The organism is Halorientalis litorea, assembly GCF_023028225.1.
Lineage (GTDB): Archaea > Halobacteriota > Halobacteria > Halobacteriales > Haloarculaceae > Halorientalis > Halorientalis litorea.
The window spans coordinates 2,333,283-2,350,910 of the sequence record NZ_CP095482.1 but is presented as its reverse complement, the minus strand read 5'-3'; the positions used below and the strand labels follow the sequence as shown (position 1 = coordinate 2,350,910).

23 protein-coding genes are annotated in these 17,628 nt (G+C 66.6%); 11 read left to right on the top strand and 12 right to left on the bottom strand.

All coding sequences use genetic code 11. From position 1 onward, the window contains the following. The first annotated feature begins 43 nt into the window (after positions 1–43). Entirely contained in the window at positions 44–751 is a 708-nt protein-coding gene (locus MUG95_RS12610; RefSeq protein WP_247008279.1) for a class I adenylate-forming enzyme family protein, read from the top strand. On the opposite strand, the gene MUG95_RS12605 is transcribed toward MUG95_RS12610, so the two are convergent. Next, positions 752–2,770, bottom strand: coding sequence for an AMP-binding protein (locus MUG95_RS12605; protein ID WP_247008277.1), 2,019 nt, complete (start codon positions 2,768–2,770; stop codon positions 752–754). It abuts the gene before it with no gap. A gap of 66 nt (positions 2,771–2,836) precedes the next feature. Beyond that, a complete protein-coding gene (locus MUG95_RS12600) occupies positions 2,837–3,712 on the bottom strand; it encodes a DUF7551 domain-containing protein (RefSeq protein ID WP_247008275.1) in 876 nt (291 codons plus the stop codon). A 97-nt stretch (positions 3,713–3,809) separates the two neighbouring features. On the opposite strand from MUG95_RS12600, the gene MUG95_RS12595 reads away from it, so the two are divergent. The 4 genes from MUG95_RS12595 (at position 3,810) to MUG95_RS12580 (ending at position 6,873) form a co-directional block, all read left to right on the top strand. Beyond that, positions 3,810–4,391 carry a GNAT family N-acetyltransferase gene (locus MUG95_RS12595; protein ID WP_247008273.1) on the top strand — a complete coding sequence of 194 codons (582 nt, stop codon included), beginning with the start codon at positions 3,810–3,812 and terminating at the stop codon, positions 4,389–4,391. Between the two features lie 62 nt (positions 4,392–4,453). Continuing rightward, positions 4,454–6,133, top strand: a complete 1,680-nt coding sequence (locus MUG95_RS12590; protein WP_247008271.1) for an acyl-CoA mutase large subunit family protein — start codon at positions 4,454–4,456, stop codon at positions 6,131–6,133. A 132-nt stretch (positions 6,134–6,265) separates the two neighbouring features. Beyond that, positions 6,266–6,679 carry a hypothetical protein gene (locus MUG95_RS12585; RefSeq protein WP_247008269.1) on the top strand — a complete coding sequence of 138 codons (414 nt, stop codon included), beginning with the start codon at positions 6,266–6,268 and terminating at the stop codon, positions 6,677–6,679. Further along, positions 6,676–6,873, top strand: coding sequence for a helix-turn-helix transcriptional regulator (locus MUG95_RS12580; RefSeq protein WP_247008267.1), 198 nt, complete (start codon positions 6,676–6,678; stop codon positions 6,871–6,873). The genes MUG95_RS12585 and MUG95_RS12580 overlap by 4 nt, the downstream gene beginning before the upstream one ends. On the opposite strand, the gene MUG95_RS12575 is transcribed toward MUG95_RS12580, so the two are convergent. Further along, positions 6,874–7,602, bottom strand: a complete 729-nt coding sequence (locus MUG95_RS12575; RefSeq protein WP_247008265.1) for a GNAT family N-acetyltransferase — start codon at positions 7,600–7,602, stop codon at positions 6,874–6,876. A gap of 113 nt (positions 7,603–7,715) precedes the next feature. On the opposite strand from MUG95_RS12575, the gene mce reads away from it, so the two are divergent. Beyond that, positions 7,716–8,102 carry a methylmalonyl-CoA epimerase gene (mce, locus tag MUG95_RS12570; RefSeq protein WP_247008263.1) on the top strand — a complete coding sequence of 129 codons (387 nt, stop codon included), beginning with the start codon at positions 7,716–7,718 and terminating at the stop codon, positions 8,100–8,102. Here mce and MUG95_RS12565 read toward each other — a convergent pair whose 3' ends face one another. Genes MUG95_RS12565 through MUG95_RS12555 form a run of 3 tightly spaced genes read right to left on the bottom strand, consistent with a single transcriptional unit; the run spans position 8,103 to position 8,924 of the window. Continuing rightward, positions 8,103–8,240, bottom strand: a complete 138-nt coding sequence (locus MUG95_RS12565) for a hypothetical protein (protein ID WP_247008262.1) — start codon at positions 8,238–8,240, stop codon at positions 8,103–8,105. It lies immediately after the preceding gene. A 44-nt stretch (positions 8,241–8,284) separates the two neighbouring features. After that, entirely contained in the window at positions 8,285–8,482 is a 198-nt protein-coding gene (locus MUG95_RS12560) for a DUF5800 family protein (protein ID WP_247008260.1), read from the bottom strand. A gap of 55 nt (positions 8,483–8,537) precedes the next feature. Further along, positions 8,538–8,924, bottom strand: a complete 387-nt coding sequence (locus MUG95_RS12555) for a hypothetical protein (protein ID WP_247008258.1) — start codon at positions 8,922–8,924, stop codon at positions 8,538–8,540. Positions 8,925–9,064: 140 nt separating this feature from the next. On the opposite strand from MUG95_RS12555, the gene MUG95_RS12550 reads away from it, so the two are divergent. Continuing rightward, a complete protein-coding gene (locus MUG95_RS12550) occupies positions 9,065–10,219 on the top strand; it encodes a polymer-forming cytoskeletal protein (RefSeq protein ID WP_247008257.1) in 1,155 nt (384 codons plus the stop codon). 52 nt (positions 10,220–10,271) lie between these two features. Then, positions 10,272–11,453, top strand: coding sequence for a redox-regulated ATPase YchF (locus MUG95_RS12545; RefSeq protein WP_247008255.1), 1,182 nt, complete (start codon positions 10,272–10,274; stop codon positions 11,451–11,453). On the opposite strand, the gene MUG95_RS12540 is transcribed toward MUG95_RS12545, so the two are convergent. The 4 genes from MUG95_RS12540 to MUG95_RS12525 form a co-directional block, all read right to left on the bottom strand. Next, positions 11,448–12,296, bottom strand: a complete 849-nt coding sequence (locus MUG95_RS12540; protein WP_247008253.1) for a UbiA family prenyltransferase — start codon at positions 12,294–12,296, stop codon at positions 11,448–11,450. The two genes, MUG95_RS12545 and MUG95_RS12540, sit on opposite strands and share 6 nt — an antisense overlap. Before the next feature lie 74 nt (positions 12,297–12,370). Next, a complete protein-coding gene (locus MUG95_RS12535; protein ID WP_247008251.1) occupies positions 12,371–13,492 on the bottom strand; it encodes a pyridoxal phosphate-dependent aminotransferase in 1,122 nt (373 codons plus the stop codon). Positions 13,493–13,547: 55 nt separating this feature from the next. Then, on the bottom strand, positions 13,548–13,691 hold the full coding sequence (locus MUG95_RS12530) for a hypothetical protein (protein ID WP_247008249.1): 144 nt from the start codon (positions 13,689–13,691) through the stop codon (positions 13,548–13,550). Between the two features lie 156 nt (positions 13,692–13,847). Further along, positions 13,848–14,582, bottom strand: a complete 735-nt coding sequence (locus tag MUG95_RS12525; protein WP_247008247.1) for a proteasome assembly chaperone family protein — start codon at positions 14,580–14,582, stop codon at positions 13,848–13,850. A gap of 119 nt (positions 14,583–14,701) precedes the next feature. Here MUG95_RS12525 and MUG95_RS12520 point away from each other — a divergent pair, with 119 nt between their 5' ends. The 3 genes from MUG95_RS12520 to MUG95_RS12510 all read left to right on the top strand — a co-directional run bounded on the left by MUG95_RS12520 (position 14,702) and on the right by MUG95_RS12510 (position 16,586). Next, a complete protein-coding gene (locus MUG95_RS12520) occupies positions 14,702–15,013 on the top strand; it encodes a hypothetical protein (RefSeq protein ID WP_247008246.1) in 312 nt (103 codons plus the stop codon). A 42-nt stretch (positions 15,014–15,055) separates the two neighbouring features. Then, complete coding sequence (locus MUG95_RS12515; protein WP_247008238.1) at positions 15,056–15,964, top strand: RsmB/NOP family class I SAM-dependent RNA methyltransferase; 909 nt, start codon at positions 15,056–15,058, stop codon at positions 15,962–15,964. 121 nt (positions 15,965–16,085) lie between these two features. Then, positions 16,086–16,586, top strand: a complete 501-nt coding sequence (locus tag MUG95_RS12510) for a DUF7122 family protein (protein ID WP_247008236.1) — start codon at positions 16,086–16,088, stop codon at positions 16,584–16,586. Here MUG95_RS12510 and MUG95_RS12505 read toward each other — a convergent pair. Continuing rightward, positions 16,578–16,775, bottom strand: a complete 198-nt coding sequence (locus tag MUG95_RS12505; RefSeq protein ID WP_247008235.1) for a DUF7333 family protein — start codon at positions 16,773–16,775, stop codon at positions 16,578–16,580. The two genes, MUG95_RS12510 and MUG95_RS12505, sit on opposite strands and share 9 nt — an antisense overlap. A gap of 69 nt (positions 16,776–16,844) precedes the next feature. Next, the gene (locus tag MUG95_RS12500; protein WP_247008232.1) at positions 16,845–17,591 is read right to left on the bottom strand and encodes a hypothetical protein; all 747 of its coding nucleotides are present in this window, start codon (positions 17,589–17,591) and stop codon (positions 16,845–16,847) included. Positions 17,592–17,628 lie beyond the last annotated feature (37 nt).

Here is a 17,628-nt window from a genome sequence, read left to right as displayed (position 1 = left end):
CGCGCTCCAGACGGCTTAAACGCCCGGGGCGGCTACATCCAGTATGGACGTTCTCGGTGACCTCGTAGCGCGCGAGCGGCGGGCCAAGGAGCCACTCGTGTACTCGGCGGCGTCACAGCCCTACACCGCACACAAGTTCTGTACGGACGCGTGGAAGGCGGCGAACCTCTTTCGCTACCACGGCGTCGGGGACGGGCGGCCCGTCGCACTCGCGGACGAGGCGCGGCCACAGACGCTGCTGGCGTTCTTCGGTGCGGCCCTGATCGGGTCGAGCGCGCGGTTCGGCTTCCCGCCGGCGACGGACGCACGGGTGGCCGTCGGCCCAGTCGCGGCAGTCGAGCCCCTGCCACCGGACGGCGGCCTGAAACGCGTCGCCATCGGCGGCGAACCGGAGAGTCCAGACGTGATTCACTTCGAGCGGGACATCTGGAGCGAGAACCCGACGATGCCGCCTGACCAGCCCTCGCCCGAGGCGACGGTGCTGACGACTGCAGAGGCGGCGTACAGTCACGCCGACCTACTGGGGGCAGCAGCACGCGTCGTCGATTCGACGGGGATAGACGACGGAGACGCCGTCGCGGTCAGAGCTCCGCTCGCTCATCCCGGAACCGTCGTCGCGGGGGTACTCGCGCCACTGTCGGTCGGCGCGGAGCTCCTGTTACCCGGCACCGACCAGACCGGGACGGTTGCGGTCGCTGACGGCGACGCACCCGAAACAACGGTCGTCAGTCCCGACGACGCGGCACCGTGACTACCGCGCGTTATCGATAGCGTCGAGCGCGCCGGGGTTCTCGATGCTGGACATGTCGCCGAGGTCCTCGCCGGTGTAGGTGGCCTCGACGGCCCGCCGGATTATCTTGCCCGACTGGGTCTTCGGGAACTCGTCGACGAACAGCACCTCACGGGGGCGGAACGGCTTGCCCAGTTCCTCGCCGACCATCGCGCGGACTTCCTCACGCAAGTCGTCGTCCTCCGTCCACCCGTCTTCGGTGATGACGTAGAGGACGACGGCCGTCCCAGTGGTGTCGTCCGGGACGCCCACCGCGGCGGCCTGATTGACGCCCTCGTGGTCCATCGCCGCGCCCTCGACTTCCGCGGGACCGACCTTCCGGCCCGCGACGTTCAGGGCGTCGTCGGCCCGGCCGTGGAGGAACCAGAACCCGTCCTCGTCCTTCTGTGCCCAGTCGCCGTGGTCCCACATGTCGTCGAAGGAACTCCAGTACTCCTCCAGATACCGCTCGTCGCCGCTCCACAGGGATTTGGTCATGGACGGACAGGAGTCACGCGCGACGAGGAACCCGCGTTCGTGGGTATCGGCGATGGACTCGCCCGCTGAATCCACGATGTCGATGTCCATTCCGAGTCCCGGCCCGCCGAGCGTGCAGGGCTTGAGGGAGTTGATGGGCATCGGCATGAGGAAACAGCCACAGATTTCGGTGCCGCCGGAGATGTTGATGATGGGCGTGTCGCCGCCGCCGACGTTCTCGTAGAACCACTGCCACGACTCGGGGTCCCACGGTTCGCCCGTCGACCCGAGCAACCGGAGCGAGGAGAGGTCGTGGCCCTCGACCCACTCGTCACCCTTCTTCCGGAGCGCGCGGATGGCAGTCGGGGAGATGCCGAACTGCGTGAGCGAGTGGCGGTCTATCATCTCCCAGAACCGGTCGGGTTCGGGGTGGTCGGGCGCGCCCTCGTACATGAACATCGTCCCGCCGAAGGTGTGGTTGCCGATGAGCGTCCACGGCCCCATCATCCAGCCGATGTCGCTGACCCAGAAGAAGCGGTCGCTGGGCTTGAGGTCGAACCCGAAGTACAGTTCCTTGGCACACTGCATCTGGACGCCGGCGTGGGTGTGGACGATGCCCTTGGGCTTACCCGTCGTCCCCGAGGAGTACAGCAGCATCGACTCCTGGTCGCTGGGCAGTTCCTTCGTGTCGTACTCGTCTGCCTCCGTGGCGACGGCGTCGGTCCACCACTCGTCGCGGCCCTCCGTCATGGGAATCGAGAGGTCCGCGTCCGGGTCGCTCGCGCCCAGTCGGTCGAAGACCACCACGGACTCCACGTCGGTGTCGGCCTGTTCGATGGCCGCGTCGGCCGTCTCCTTCAGCGTCACCGGGTCGCCCCGTCGGAGGAAGCCGTCGCCGGTGAACAGGACCGAACATTCCGGGTCCTCGATGCGTGTCGCGGTGGCGTCGACGCCGAACCCGGAGAAGATGGGCACCGCGATGGCACCGACTTTGAAACAGCCGTACAGGATGGAGATGACTTCGGGGACCATCGGCATGTACAGGCCCACGGTGTCGCCCGTCTCGATGCCGCGCGTTTCGAGGGCGTTCGCCACCTGATTGGACTGTCGCTTGAGTTCGTGGAAGGTGAGTTCCCGCACGTCGCCGTCCTCGCCCTCCCAGATGCAGGCGACCTTGTTGCGCGTCTCGCTGTCGGGAGCGGCGTGTCTGTCGACGACGTTGTGGGCGACGTTGATGGACCCGCCGGGGTACCAGTCGCTGAACTGCGGGCCGTCGGTGTCGTCCCGGACGGTGTCGTACTCCTCGTAGAAGTCGATGCCGAGGTAGTCGACCAGTTCGTCCCAGAACCAGTCGACGCCCGAGGCGTCGATGCCGTCGATGTCTGTCGTCGTCCGCCGGATGAGGTCCTCGTAGTCGTCGATGTCGTGGGTCTGCATGAACTCCCAGACGTTCGTCGACTCGACGAACTCGCGGTCCGGTTCGTGCACCACCTGGTCGATGTCTTCGAGGGACTCCGATGCCATATCCTGTCCCTCGTGGACGGGTGACAAAGTAGTTGTGTCCCACGGGCGACCCGAACCCGGCGATGGCTACGGGATGACGGGGACGCGTGTCAGTCCGCTCGGCGTCCCCGTCTCGGTGACGGCGAGGTCGAACTCCCACCGGTCGGAGCCTGCCGGTGCGGCCGAGGACAGCGAAATGACCGTCTCCGGGAGTCGCCTGCGGAGGTCGACGACGAGCGGTAGCGTCGGGAAGCAGTCGCCCGCCGTCGCGAGCGGGTACGCCGTCAGCGTGACCGTCCACGACTGGCGGCCGAGTACCGCCTCACGGTGCGGCGTGAGGCTGTGGTCGCCGAGGAGGCCGACCCGTTCGAGGCGGCCGAACGTCGCGGTCAGCGGTTCGTCCGTCGACGCCGGGGCGGGGAACGCCGCGGCCGCCCGTTCGAGGACGGTATCCTGTGCCATCGGCGGCAACCGCTCGTCGAGTTCGTTCGCCAGCGTCCTGAGCAGGTGGAGACACAGGTCGTCCGGGTCCGTGACCGACGTGGCGGACTCACAGTAGACGTCCATCACGGCCGACTCGACGCCGTCGTATCCCTCGGCAGAGAGCGTCTGGAACACCGCGGCGGCGACGTTGTGGCAGAACCCGGTGAGCGAGGCATCCGACAGTGCGTCGGTCGGCCCGGGCGACGGCCGCGTCGTCTCCGGAGTGCCGTCGACTGTCGCGGGAACCTCACAGACGATGAAGTCGTAACACGGTGCCTGCGGGTCCCACTGCCGGAGTGCGTCCCGGTACGCCGTCGCCGTCTCGGCCGCCGCCCGCGCCGTCTTGCGGTCGCGGAACCGCTTCCCGCAGACTGGCACCGGCCGTGCCCCCGTCCGCCCACAGACGACGCAGTACTCGCCGTCGGGCACGGCGAGCGTGTCGATGCGGTCCCGGATGTTGGAGAGTGTGTCACCAAGCATTTTAGGTCAGCCTAAAACGATGTCGTCAAAGTACCTTACGGTCGAGGGGACGGGCACGCAGTAAACCCTTATCCACACGGGGGGGCTATAGTCCCGTATGTACGTCCGGGACGCGAAAAACCGTGAGGAGGTCTGGTTGCTGGACCACATCGAGGAGATGGGCCTGGACGAGACGGCCTTCCGGTCGCGCGACTACGTCATCGCAATCGACGAGGAGACCAACGAGAAGGCTGGGTTCGGTCGCATCCGGGTTCACAAGACCGACGACGGCGAACACTGCGAACTCACGTCCATCGGTGTGCTCGGCGGCTGGCGCGGGCAGGGTGTCGGCGCGCACGTCGTCGAACGTCTCGTCCAGAAGGCCGGCGACGAGGGGTTCGAGACGGTGTACTCGTTGAGTGACGCACCCGACTACCTCGCGCAGTTCGGCTTCGAGCGCGTCGAGGAGAGTGCCCTCCCGGAGAAGTTACAGGCTCGCCTCGCCGACAAGCGCGAGAAGTCGGCACCCGAGGCGGTCCCGATGGCCCTGCCGGTCGTGGACTTCGAGGTGCCCGCGCGGTTCCGCGACGCGTTCAAGCACGCCGCCGCCGACGAGGGGAGCGACGAACCCGAGGAAGGCCCGGAGGACTTCGGTATCGACCCGGAGGAGGCGACGTACAAGTACGACACCGGACGCTGAGACGCGAGTCCCGGCGACCGTATCAGCCAATGCTTATGCCCGGCCACGCGTGAGAGTATCGTATGTTCGACGAGGCGGACCTCCGGGAAATCCGCTCGGCTAAAGCCGAGTGGGACGAGGAGACGGTCGGCCCGACCGTAGAGCGGTTCGGCGAGCGTAAAGCGGAGTTCACGACCGACACCGAGGGCCACAGCGTAAAGCGACTCTACACGCCCGACGACATCGGCGACATCGACTACGACGAGGACCTCGGCTTCCCCGGCGAGGCCCCCTACACCCGCGGCGTCTACTCGACCGGGTACCGCGGTCGGTTGTGGACGATGCGCCAGTACGCGGGGATGGGCACCGCACGGGAGACCAACGAGCGGTTCAACTACCTGCTCGACGAGGGACAGACCGGCCTCTCGATGGCGTTCGACCTGCCGACACAGATGGGCTACGACTCGGACAACCCCATGGCCACCGGCGAAGTCGGGAAGACCGGCGTCGCCATCGATTCGCTGGACGACATGGAGACTGTCTTCGACGGTATCCCGCTGGACGAGGTATCGACCAGCATGACCATCAACGCGCCCGCGTCGGTCCTGTTGGCGATGTACATCGCCGTGGGCGACCGGCAGGGCGTCGACCGCGAGGAGTTGCGCGGCACCATCCAGAACGACGTGCTCAAAGAGTACATCGCGCGGAACACCTACATCTACCCGCCGGAGCCGTCGATGCGTATCATCACGGACATCTTCGAGTTCTGTGCCGCCGAGACGCCGAGTTTCAACACCATCTCCATCTCGGGCTATCACATCCGGGAGGCCGGGTCCACTGCGGCACAGGAAATCGCGTTCACCCTCGGCAACGGCATCGAGTACGTGCAGGCGGCCATCGACGCAGGACTCGACGTGGACGAGTTCGCGCCCCAACTGTCCTTCTTCTTCGCGTCCTACAACAACGTCCTCGAAGAGGTGGCCAAGTTCCGGGCCGCCCGGCGGATGTGGTACAAGATAATGGAAGAGCGGTTCGACGCCGAGAACCCCAAGTCGAAACAGCTCAAGTTCCACACCCAGACTGCCGGGTCGACGCTGACCGCCCAGCAGATAGAGAACAACGTGGTCCGCGTGGCCTATCAGGCGTTGGCGGCGGTGCTGGGCGGCACCCAGAGCCTCCACACGAACGGGAAAGACGAGGCCATCGGTCTGCCCACCGAGGAGAGCGTCCGGACGGCCCTGCGCACCCAGCAGATTCTCGCCCACGAGTCGGGTGCGGCCGACACCATCGACCCGCTGGGCGGCAGTTACTACGTCGAGTCCCTGACCGACGACATCGAGGCCGAAGCCTTCGACATCCTCGACACCATCGACGACCGGGGCGGGATGCTCTCGGCCATCGAGAACCAGTACGTCCAGCGCGAGATTCAGGACGTGGCCTTCGAACGCCAGCGCGAACAGGAGGCGGGCGAGCGTATCATCGTCGGCGTCAACGAGTATCAGGTCGAGGAGGAGGGCGACGACGACATAGAGGAGGTGGACGAGGAACTCGAACAGACACAGCGCGAGTCCGTCGCGCAACTCCGCGAGTCGCGCGACGAGGAGGCCGTCGAAGCGAAACTCGACGCCGTCCGGGAGGCCGCCCGGAGCGACGAGAACATCATGCCGTACCTCATCGACGCGGTGAAAGTGTACGCGACGACGGGCGAAATCTGTGACGCGATGCGGGACGTGTTCGGCGAGTATCAGGGCGGCGGCATCTGAGCGGCGCGCTCGCTCGTTTTCGGCGGCTGTCGGTGTGACGAGCGGCGGCGACAGAATTAAGTACGAGTGTAAAGTACGTTTTACTGTAAAGCGAGCTTTACGGAACGGACGCTTTACACCGCCCTGAAACCCATGACGCAACGCCATCCAGTACAGAGAGGACAGCACTACAATCGCATCATCACGGCCGTCTTCGCGGTCGGGTTCCTGAGCTTCTTCGCCGGAATGTGGCTGGACCGGACCTTCGCCGGACTCGTCGTGTACGCGGTCACCGGTCTCGGCGGCGTCGCGGCCCTGCTGTACCTGCAGTTCGTGAGTTCGGTCGAGTTAGTCGACGAGCGTGAACAGCAGTTGCACGAGCGAACCAGCGGCTTCATCGTCATGCTGTTCGCCTACGTCGGCCTGCCCGCTATCATCGGCCTGTACCTGCTCGACGCCATCGGCTACTACACGATACCCCCCGTCGTCTGGGGTGGGATATACGCGTTCGCCGGACTGTACTTGTCGTGGGGTGTCGCGTACCTCTACTACCGCTACCGCACATGAAAAACGACCTACGCGAGCGACGCGAGCGGGCGGGATTGAGTCAGGCTGACCTCGGTGCCGAAGTCGGCGTGACCCGCCAGACGATAAACTCCATCGAGCGGGAGCGGTACGACCCGTCGCTGGAGTTGGCCTTCGAGCTCGCGGCGTTTTTCGACTGCCACATCGAGGACATCTTCGACCCGGCGGGGGTGTGACTACACCTCGATACCCATCATCACCTCGTCCACCGGGTCGCCGTCGATGCGGTAGTGGTCGCTCCGCACGGCCTCGATGTCGCCGCCGTGGTCCTCGAAGAACTCGATTGCGGCCTCGTTGGTCGCCGGGAAACTGTTGTACACCTTCGAGAGGCCCGCGTCGGCGGCCCACTCCAACCCGCGTTCGAGGAGTCTGCTCCCGATGCCGTGACCCCGGTACTCCTCGACGATGCCGACCGTCAGTTCGGCGGTGTGTTCGAGTTTGTCGATTTCGGGCACGTCGAGGTGGACCCAGCCAACTACCTCGTCCTCGACGGTGGCGACGAAGAACACCCGGGACTCGAACTCGTTGTGCCGCAACAGCGACTCCTCGTAGTCGAGTTGCTGGGCGACGTTCTCCGCCTCGATGTACGTCCCCTCGCGTGCCACCTGCCGGACCGTGCCGACGATGCCCGCAATGTCGTCCTGCCGGGCGGGCCGGATGGTCACCGCGATTCCGTCACAGTCCACCTCCCTCTCGTCGCCGACTTCGAGCGCGATTTCGAGTTTCCCGTCGCGCTCCGCGAGATAGCCGTCCCGTTTGAGCATCGAGAGGTGGTGCCCGAACCGCCGCGGTTCGAACCCGAGTGCGTCCCGAACCCGGGCCGGTTCGACGCCGCCGTGACGCTCGACGTACTCGTAGACGCGCTGTCTCTCGTCGGTCAGGTCCACTGGCTCCAGCGACTCCATACCACGCCCATTCGCGGTTGAGACACTTATTCTTGGTGTAAGTTACCACACATCATAGTTGGCCGTGGTTCGACCCCACACCGCTATGTACCCTCCGTGCCGGACGTGTGCGTATGCACTTCGACCACGCTGGTATCGTCACCGACGACGCGGACACACTGGCGGAGACGTACAGCGAACTGCTCGACGTACCGGTCGCCCACCGCGAGACGTTCGAGGGTATGGCCGTCGTCTTTCTCGACACCGGCGACGGCTACTTCGAGTTGCTCGAACCGCTCGACGACGACGCCGCTGTCACGCGGTTCCTCGACGAGAACGGGCCGGGCATCCACCACGTCGCGCTCGCGACGGACGACATCGAGGCGGCACTACGGCGGGCCGACGGGATGGGTGTCGAGCGTATCGACGAGGAGCCACGGCCCGGCGCGTGGGGGCACGAGGTGGCGTTTCTCCACCCGAAGGACACCGGCGGCATCCTCGTCGAGTTCGTCGAACACTGACTACGTGAAGTAGAAGAACGCGAAGGGGACGACGAACAGCAGGACGAACATCAGGATGAGCATTGCTAGGTAGCCGAACGCGGCACCGCCGACGGAGAACCACGACGGGTGGTCGAACTTCTCGCGTATGTCCATCATGCTCGATTCATTCGACCCGTGAAATTTAGTTGTACCGACTCGGCTCAGGCGAGTATCTCGGCGATGCGGCGTGGCTCCCCCGACAGCGTCGGCTCTTCCTCGACGATTTGCAACACCTCGTGGTCCGTCACGTCGGGATAGGACTTTCCGATTGCCTCCTCGACGAGTTCCTTCTCCAGCCTGAAATCCGTGCCCTGATAGACAACATCGACGCCTTGCTCGTCGAAAGATAGAACGGTCATACCGTGCGGTAGTCGGCCGGGCACAAAAAGCGACGCGATAAGCGCGACAGTTGCGTCACCGGTCCGGCGCGGGCCGTCCCGGGTGCCCGAGCACGGCTACGCCGGCGACACCGGCACCGAACCCGACGGCGAGTACCCCGTACAAGAGGAGGTGGACGGGACTCGCCGGCGACAGGAGGAGTTCGAGGGCGACCATCCCGGCGACGTAGGCGACGACCGTCCCGGCGGCGAACGGCCGCGGCCCGATTCCGGTCACGCGACCGAAGGCAGCCCCGAGCGCGACGGCGACCAACACGACGGGCAGGACGACGGCGTCGCCCAGTCCGGCGAGGGCCGGGAGTCGGGACCACACGAGGTACGCCTCCACGGGCGGCCACACCACCGTGCCCGCGACGGCGACGAACACCGCGCTCGCGGCCACGTCCCGGACCGAGCGCTCCATGTCCGAGGCTGTCCGGGCCACTGGGGGTAAGTCTGTGGGTGCGGGAGACGCCCGCTGACGCCGTAACCGCTGGACGGAACGTCTGACGGGCGTCAGACGCCGCCTGTGGATTTAATATCGGTGGCGTCGGACGTTCGGGCGTGCCGCTGCGCTCGGACCCGCTCGACGAACTGCAGATTCCGGACGGGACGACCGTCGAGGAACACGACCTCGTGACCGACGGGGACGTGGTCGTCGGCGGGCAGAGCACCGTCGAGTTCGGCGTCCGCGGTCACTCGGTCATCGGCGGCGAGCGCGTACGCTTCGGCGGCGACATCGAGGCCGAAGGCGACTGCCGCCTCGACATGTGGAGTGACGTGGCCGGAAACGTCCTCGTCGGGGAGAACGCCTACCTCGGCGAACGCGTCCACATCGACGGGCAGTTGATGGTCTCGGGCGACCTCGACATCGGCGACGACGTCGACATCGAAGACGGCTTCGAGGCCAACGGCTGGATAGTCATCCGCAACCCGATGCCGACGGTGGTATTCCTGTTCGTCTACCTCTCACACCTGTTGCGCATCGGCGAGGAGGAGGCCGCCGAGGACGTGATGGCAGACCTCACAGACGGTGACGACCACGGCAACGACCCGGTTCTCATCCCGCGCAGTAGCCGCGTCAGCGACGACGCGTGGCGTGTCTCGACGCCCGCGACGGTCGGCGACGACTGCCGACTACACGGGAACATCCGCGCCACGTCCCTCTCCGTGGGCACGGACAACGAGATTTTCGGCAGCCTCCGTGCCCGGGAAGACGTACACATCGACAGCGGGACGGAGATTACCGGGAACGTCACCACCCGCGACGGGACCGTTCACGTCGCGGCCGGTGCCCGCATCCGTGGCGACGTGTCCGGCCACGACGTGCGCCTCCACGAGGACGCCGTCGTCGAGGGGTCGATTCGGGCGCGCGGCGAGACGATGCTGGTCCGTGACGACGACTTGGCCGACGACAGAGACGCCGACGCAGTACCGGAGACGGACGGCGAAACCGACGAGAGCGATGCCGAGGACGAAGACGAAGCGTCGTCGACGGACGCCAATACCGACGAGGACGACGCTGACGACGAGATGACGGCAGACGACGTTGACGACGAGACGACGGCAGACGACGCTGACGACGCTGACGACGAGACGGCCGACACTGTGCCCGACGACGAGTCCGAACCGGACCGCGAGGAGCGTGTGACTGCATCGGAGGACGACTACCGCGAGAACGGCCACGAGGGACCGGTCGAACCCGGTTCGCAGGCCTGACGCGGTCGGCGAGACCGAAAGCCCCTTCCTCTCCTCCCGGGTACGACCGGGCATGCTTTCGGTCGCGCTCGCCGGCAAACCAAACGCCGGGAAGTCGACGTTTTACACGGCCGCGACACGGGCCGAAGTTGACGTGGGGAACTACCCGTTTACCACCATCGACCCGAACCGTGGCGTCAGCCACGTCCGCACGGAGTGCCCATGTCTGGAGCGCGACGAGCACTGTGGCAACGAGAACTGCCGTGACGGGAAACGCTACGTCCCCGTGGAACTGCTCGACGTGGCCGGACTGGTCCCCGGTGCCCACGAGGGGCGGGGGTTGGGCAACCAGTTCCTCGACGAACTCTCGAACGCCGACGTGATTCTCAACGTCGTGGACGCCGCCGGCGCGACCAACGAGGAGGGCGAACCCGTCGAGGTGGGTGAACACGACCCGGTCGAGGACGTGGATTTCGTCGAGGAGGAGATGAACCTCTGGCTGGCGAGCATCGTCGACCGCAACTGGGAGACGGTCGAACGCCAGTCCCGGTCGCCCGACTTCGACATCGACGAGGCACTCGCCGAGTTGCTGACAGGCGTCGGCGCGACTGACTTGGACGTGGCCCGGTCGCTCCGAGCGCTGGAGTACCCCGAGGACCCCATCGCGTGGACCGACGAGCACCGCGAGGCACTGGCCCGGGACATCCGCGAGCGCACCAAGCCCATCGTCGTCGTCGCGAACAAGGCGGACATCGCGCCGGAGGGTAACGTCGAACGCCTGCGCGAGGCCGCCGAGTACGTCGTCCCCGCCACCGCCGACGGCGAGTTGGCCCTCCGCAACGGGGCCGAGGCGGGCGTCGTGGACTACGACCCCGGCGACGCGGATTTCGAGGTGGTCGGCGACGTGAGTGACGGCCAACGGGAGGGTCTCGAACGCATCCGCGACGTGATGGCACAGTGGGGTGGCACCGGCGTCCAGACGGCTCTGGACACGGCTGTCTACGACTTGCTCGACCAGATTACCGTCTACCCGGTCCAGAACGAGTCGAAGTGGACCGACGGCACCGGTAACGTCCTCCCCGACGCGCACCTGCTCCCGGAGGGAGCGACGCCGACGGACCTCGCCTACGCCGTCCACTCGGACATCGGCGACGGCTACCTCCACGCCGTCGACGCCCGCTCCAAGCGGGACGTGAGCGACGACCACGAACTCGAAGAGGGCGACGTCATCAGAATCGTCAGTACCGCGTCATAGCGGCCGGAACCACACCGACGCGACCAGCACTGCGAGGAACAGGTACGACCCCCTGATGAGGAGCATCGTCGACCGCTCGGGGCCGGCACGGACGGTCAGCAGGGCCACGCCGCCGAAGACGACGGGCGCGAGGGCGGTGCCGGGCGGGAACACGGACGCCACCGCCAGCGCGAGGACGCCCCCCATTCCGACGGCCATCAGGAGGTACGCCGTCGTCCGGGCGCGTGACCGGCCGAGGACGACGGCGACGGTGCGCTTGCCGATGGTGCGGTCGTAGTCGTAGTCCTTGGCGTCGTCTATCACCTTGATGCCCGAGAGGACGACGAGGAAGACGGCGGCGAACGCGACGACTGTCGCGGAGAGTGCCTGTACCTGTACGTAGTACCCGCCGACGAGGGCGAGGGCGATGCCGGCCGGATAGCCCGCCGTCGCGGTGACGGGATTCATGTCGAGTTGTGGCGCGTGGAGGTAGCCGATGACCCACCCCGGGGCGGTCAGCAGGGCGGCAACTGGGCCGACAAGAACGGCGATGGCGACGAAGCACGCACCGAACACGAGCGTCGCGCCGGCGAGGGCGGACCGACAGCCAGCAGCCGTCAACGGGTGGTCGTCGTCCTCGCCACGGACGTGGAAGTCGACGTAGCCGTCCTTGACGTGGGCGGTGTACAGTGCCGCGAAGACGGCCGTCGCGTGGAGCGCGCCGAGCGGGATCGAGAGTCGGCCCGACAACACCGCGCCGAACCACGACGCGGCCACCGGCGGGAGCATGAACACCGGGTGAACCTGCGACCTGAAGGCGCGAACCGCCGCACCGACGCCCGTTCCGTGGCGGGAGAGTGCCATAGACACTACCACGGGTCGGACGAAGATAAATGTAGACCGCACAACGGCTCTCCAGTCACCGGGAGTGACCCGCCTCAGCGGACGGCGGCCGTGGCGTCGCCCATGAGTTCCAGTGCCTCCTTCAGCGTCTCGGTGCCGACAGCGTAGGAGATGCGAGCGGACCCTGCCCCGCCCCCGCCGAAGGCGTCGCCCGGGACGACGACGACACCGTGGTCGATGACTTCGTCGACCCAGCCCTCGGGGACCGACGGCATCGCGTAGAACGCGCCCTTCGGCGTCGGACAGTCCAGTCCCATGTCTTCGAGGCCGTCCAGCAACACGTCCCGCCGCTCCTCGAAGGCAGTGACCATCTCCGCCACGGGGTCCTGCGGCCCGGAGAGTGCGGCTTCGGCGGCGTACTGGGAGGCCGCCGTCGCGCAGGCTTGCCCGTACTGGTGGGCGCGAAGCATCCGCTCGACGCGTCGCTCGCTGCCGGTCACCCAGCCGAGCCGCCAGCCCGTCATCGAGTACGTCTTCGAGCAGGCACCGACGACGACCACGTTGTCCGTTTCGGCGAACTCCAGCGGCGAGCGGTGTTCGCCCTCGAAGACGATGTGTTCGTACACCTCGTCGGAGAGACAGAGTACGTCGTGTTCGTCGGCGATGCGAGCGAACTCGCGCATGTCCTCGGGCGACTGCACCGCCCCCGTCGGATTGGCGGGGCTGTTGACGACGAACACGGCCGTCTCGTCGGTGATAGCCTCCTCGACGGTGGCCGGGTCCATCGTCAGGTCCTCGCGCAGCGGTACCGGCTTAGGCTCGCCGTCGGCGAGGTGGGTGAGCGCGTTGTAGGAGACGAACCCGGGGTCGGGATAGATGACCTGTTCGCCCGGGTCGACGTGAGCTTCCAGCGCGACGTGGAGGGCTTCGCTCCCGCCGGCGGTGGCGATGAACTGCTCGGGGTCGAGGGCCAGCCCGTAATCGCGGTCGTACTTCGCCGAGAGTGCCTCACGGAGTTCGAGCGTGCCCTTGTTCGAGGTGTAGCCGTCGGCCTTTCCGGCCTCGATGGCGTCGATGGCGGCCTGCCGCGCGTGGTCGGGCGTCGGGAAGTCCGGTTGCCCGAGACCGAGGTTGATGGCGTCCTCACCGGCGGCCTCGAACACCTCGCGGATGCCCGAGATGGAGACTTGCTCGATGCGGTGCGAGAACTCTGTCATACCCGCTACCGCGGCCTCTGCCCTCTAAAGCGTCCCGCTCCAGAGCGGCGCGTGTTCAGTCCTCCTCGCGCAGCTCGTCGATGTGGCTCCGAAGCCGCCGGAGGGCGGCGTCGGCGTCCATGTATCCCTGGTCGTACTCCTCGAAGACGGTCTCCGCCTCGCCGAGAAACGCCGCGAGGCGTTCGTCTGCGTCGGTCATGGTTGTGAGTGCGGACGGCACGCGGGTGAAGGTTGCGGAGTGGCGGCGGGGCGGTGCTGGGCCGAGTAGTGGCGGCGTGAAGCGGTTGCGGGGCGGTTGCAGAGGACAAAGCAGGGCGGCCGCGGTGCGGAACGGAGCCAGCGCGGCAAAAAGGTACTACTGGAACCCGAGCGGTTGGGCCTGACTGCTCTCCTCGGTGGCCTGACTCATCTGCTCGGCGAGTTGCTGGCGGGCGTCCGCGACTTCTTCGGCCTGTTCGACGAGCGAATCGGTCGGCGTATCGACGCCGGCGATTGGCTGGATGGCGTCCACTAGAAGGACGCGGGCGGCCTCCGGGTCGGGAAACTGCCTGTTCGACTGGACGACGAGGCCGAGGGAATCGAGGTCACTGCGGTAGGCCTGGTGGAGCAACGCACCGGTCGGGCCAGAAACTAGGCCGCCCTGACGGGGCGTGCCGATGTCGTGGTCGTCGAGGAGTGTATCGGCGTCACCGGTCGAGATGCCGTGGAGTTTCGGACGGCCGTCCTTCTCGGTGGGGAGGCCGCTGAGATACAGCGGGAGGGCGTTCTGCTCTGCGAGCCACCCCGTGAGACAGGTGGCGAACTCGGCGGCCTCGGAAGGCGAGACGGGGACATCGCTCTGGAGGGCGAGCAAATCGTGGTCGGGGGCCGCGTAGATGCGGACCGGCGGTTGGACCGCTCCAGAGTCCTCCTGATAGACCGCCACGTCCGGGAGTCCGTCACAGAAGCAGGACCCGTAGTGTGTCATCGAGAGGTGCTCTACGAGGTGGTCCGTCGCTAGCTTGCCGACCAACCCGACACCGGGGAGCCCTTCCACGAGAACAGGTGATTGGAGGTCGATGGTGTCGTCGTGAATCTGAACGTGTGCCATAGTACAACCAGACTGTCGGGATACATAACACCGCGGGGCGCGAGGGCGGCGTGGGCGTCCGGTCGCCGTCACCCGGTGGCCGCGAGAACGTTTTGTGTCTCGCCGCCGTCGGGTGCGGTATGGGACGCGTCAAACTGTTTACGACGAACGAGTACGAGGGCCAGACGTTCGATGCAGTGCTGGTCCGAGAGCGCGCGGCCGTCTGTGTCGAGCGTGCGGACGAGGCGGACCGACACGACGACGAGGGGACGCTCGTCCGCATCGTGCCACTGGACAAAGTGAATCACGTCGACGGCGACGCGGAGACGCTCCTCGTGGACACGGAGATTCCCGAGTCGTTCTACGGCGGGGGTGAGTACGGGTTCGTGGACACGGCGAAGTTCCCGGAAATCGAGTCCCACCTCGAAGAGTTGGCCGACGAGACGTACTGAGGATAGCCGAGGTTTTTACCCCCCGTCTCGAACGGGCAGGCAATGGAGGTACTGGAGCGGTACGAGTCACTCCTCGACGATTTCGAGGCGTTCACTGCGGCCTGTGAGCGTCCGCTCCCGTCGGTCGTCCGGGTCAACACCATCAAGACGACAGTCGAGCGCGCCCGGCGCGCCCTCGACGAGGAAGCCATCGCGTTCGAGCCGTGTGACTGGCACCCCGGCCTGCTGAAACTCCCCGAGACACAACCCGGTGCCAACTGGCCGTACTACCACGGGTGGCTCCACGGGCAGGAGGAAGTCTCGGCGGTTCCAGCCACCGTCCTCGACCCGCAACCGGGCGAGCGGGTGTGGGACGCCTGCGCCGCGCCGGGGAGCAAGACCACGCAACTCGCCGCGCTGATGGACGACGGCGGCCTGCTCGTGGGGACCGACAGCAACCTCGGACGCATCTCCGCGCTCCGCTCGAACGCCGAGCGACTGGGCGTGACGAACCTCGGCATCACGAACGAGGACGCCCGCGTCCACTCGCTGAAGCCGTGGGGTGGGGAAGAGTACGACCGCGCGCTGGTCGACGCGCCCTGTTCCTGTGAGGGGACAGTACGGAAGAACCCGGACACGCTGGAGGAGTGGTCGCTCGACCACGTGGAGAGTATCGCGACGGTCCAGCAGGGTATCCTCACCCGTGCCGTACAGGCGACACGCGAGGGCGGCACCGTCGTCTACTCGACCTGTACGTTCGCGCCCGAGGAGAACGAGGCCGTCCTCGACCACGTCCTCACCGAGGAGGACTGCCGCCTCGTCGAGTTCGACCTGTCACTCGACACCGCACCGGGCGTGACGGAGTGGCAGGGCGAGACGTTCGACGGCAGCGTCGCGAAGGCACGCCGCATCTACCCCCATCGCAACGACACGGGCGGCTTCTTCTGTGCGAAACTGGAGGTGACGGGATGAGCCCGCTCACGTCGTTCGCGGCACGCTCGCTCCGCTCGCGTGAACACGGTCGTTCCCACTCGCTCGCATCGCTCGCTCGTCTCCCACTCCCTGCTCACACTCACCGCTGGAGGGGGTTCGCGTGAACGACGGCCAACAGTTCGACCGACTCCCCGAGACGGCGGCGGACCGCGAACTCGACCGGCGGCCGACCCGCACAGCGGTCCTCGCGTGGTGGGACGAGCGGTTCGGCATCGACCCGGAGTTCTTCGCCGAGTACACGTTCTGGGAGAAGGGGAAAGGGAAGGTGTGGGCGTTTCGCGCCGACGTGGACTCGCCGGTCCGCGTCGAGAGTCTCGGGATGAGCGTCCTCCGGACCCGCGGCGAACACTGGAAACCGACGACGAACGCCGCCCAGCGGTTCGGCAAGTACGCGACGAAGAACGTGGTGGAACTCTCACGGGCGGAGGCCGAGACGTTCGTCGCGGGCGAGGACCAACCGCTCGACTGGGACGGCGACTGGGGGTACCTCGTCGCCGCCCACGACATCGCCGGGACGACCGAACCGCTCGGTGTCGGTCTCTATCTACACGGAGAACTCCGCTCGCAGATTCCGAAGGGGCGACGCCGAGAGTTAGACTGACCGCGCCCGGTACTCGCCGTATTTGACGCCCAGTGCGAGGCAGACGACGCCGAAGACGACTGTCGACGGCAACACCATCATCAGAATCGTGCCGGTCTCCATCGGAATCGGTGCGGCGATGAGGCCGCCGACGCCGACAGCGATTATCGCCGCGAAGATGACCGCCGTCTTGGTGAGGTCGAACTCCATACGTACGGGACGGACGCGACCGAAATTAGGATTGCGCTTGCCGCCCGCAAGCCATCCGTTCCCCTTGCCTCAGTCTTCGTCGGCCGTGGGGCGAACGAGGTCCGCGAGCGTCACGAGGATGCCGAGGAGCCATCCGACGGGGACGGCGATGCCGAACCACATCCCGGCGTAGGCGACGCCCCGGAGGTCGTAGGTCCGCCGGAGGTACTCCTCCAGCCCCACGAACGCGAGCGGGCCGTTGAGCAGGCGAATCGCGATGTTCTCGCTCTGGGGGAGCACGTAGTCGGCGACGGTGGGCGAGTACAGTGCCGCGACGACTGGCGGGAGGAAGATGGCAGTCATCGCGAAGGGGTAGGCGAACACCACCGTCGTCACGCGCCCGCCGACGCGACGGAACAGCAGGCCGAGTGCCGAGGCGACGATGGCGACGATGGACGCCGCCGCGACGGCGAAGAATCCCGCGGGCGTGAACTGGAGACGGGCGTACGCTGTAAGTCCACCCCAGAACAGGAGCAGAAGGACGGCGACGCCGATGGTCCCGAGTCGCATCGCCGTCCGGTCGAGACGGCGGGTCTGGAACCGGAGGAAGTAGCCCGTCAGCACGAGCGGGTAGAGGAGCGCGATGACGGGCACGCCGAGATAGTACCAACTGTTGTACGTGACTTTCTCGCGTGCGGTCTGTGGCTCCCACTTCCCGAGCACCGAGTTCGACGCCTCGAACTGCCGCGGGAAGAACAACTCCATCCACGTCTCGTGCATCCGCCGCACGTCGTAGCGGATTCCGCCGACAATTCCCGTCTGACTACCCGCGCTCATATCTCTCGCGTTGCGACGCCCCGGGTATAACCATTCT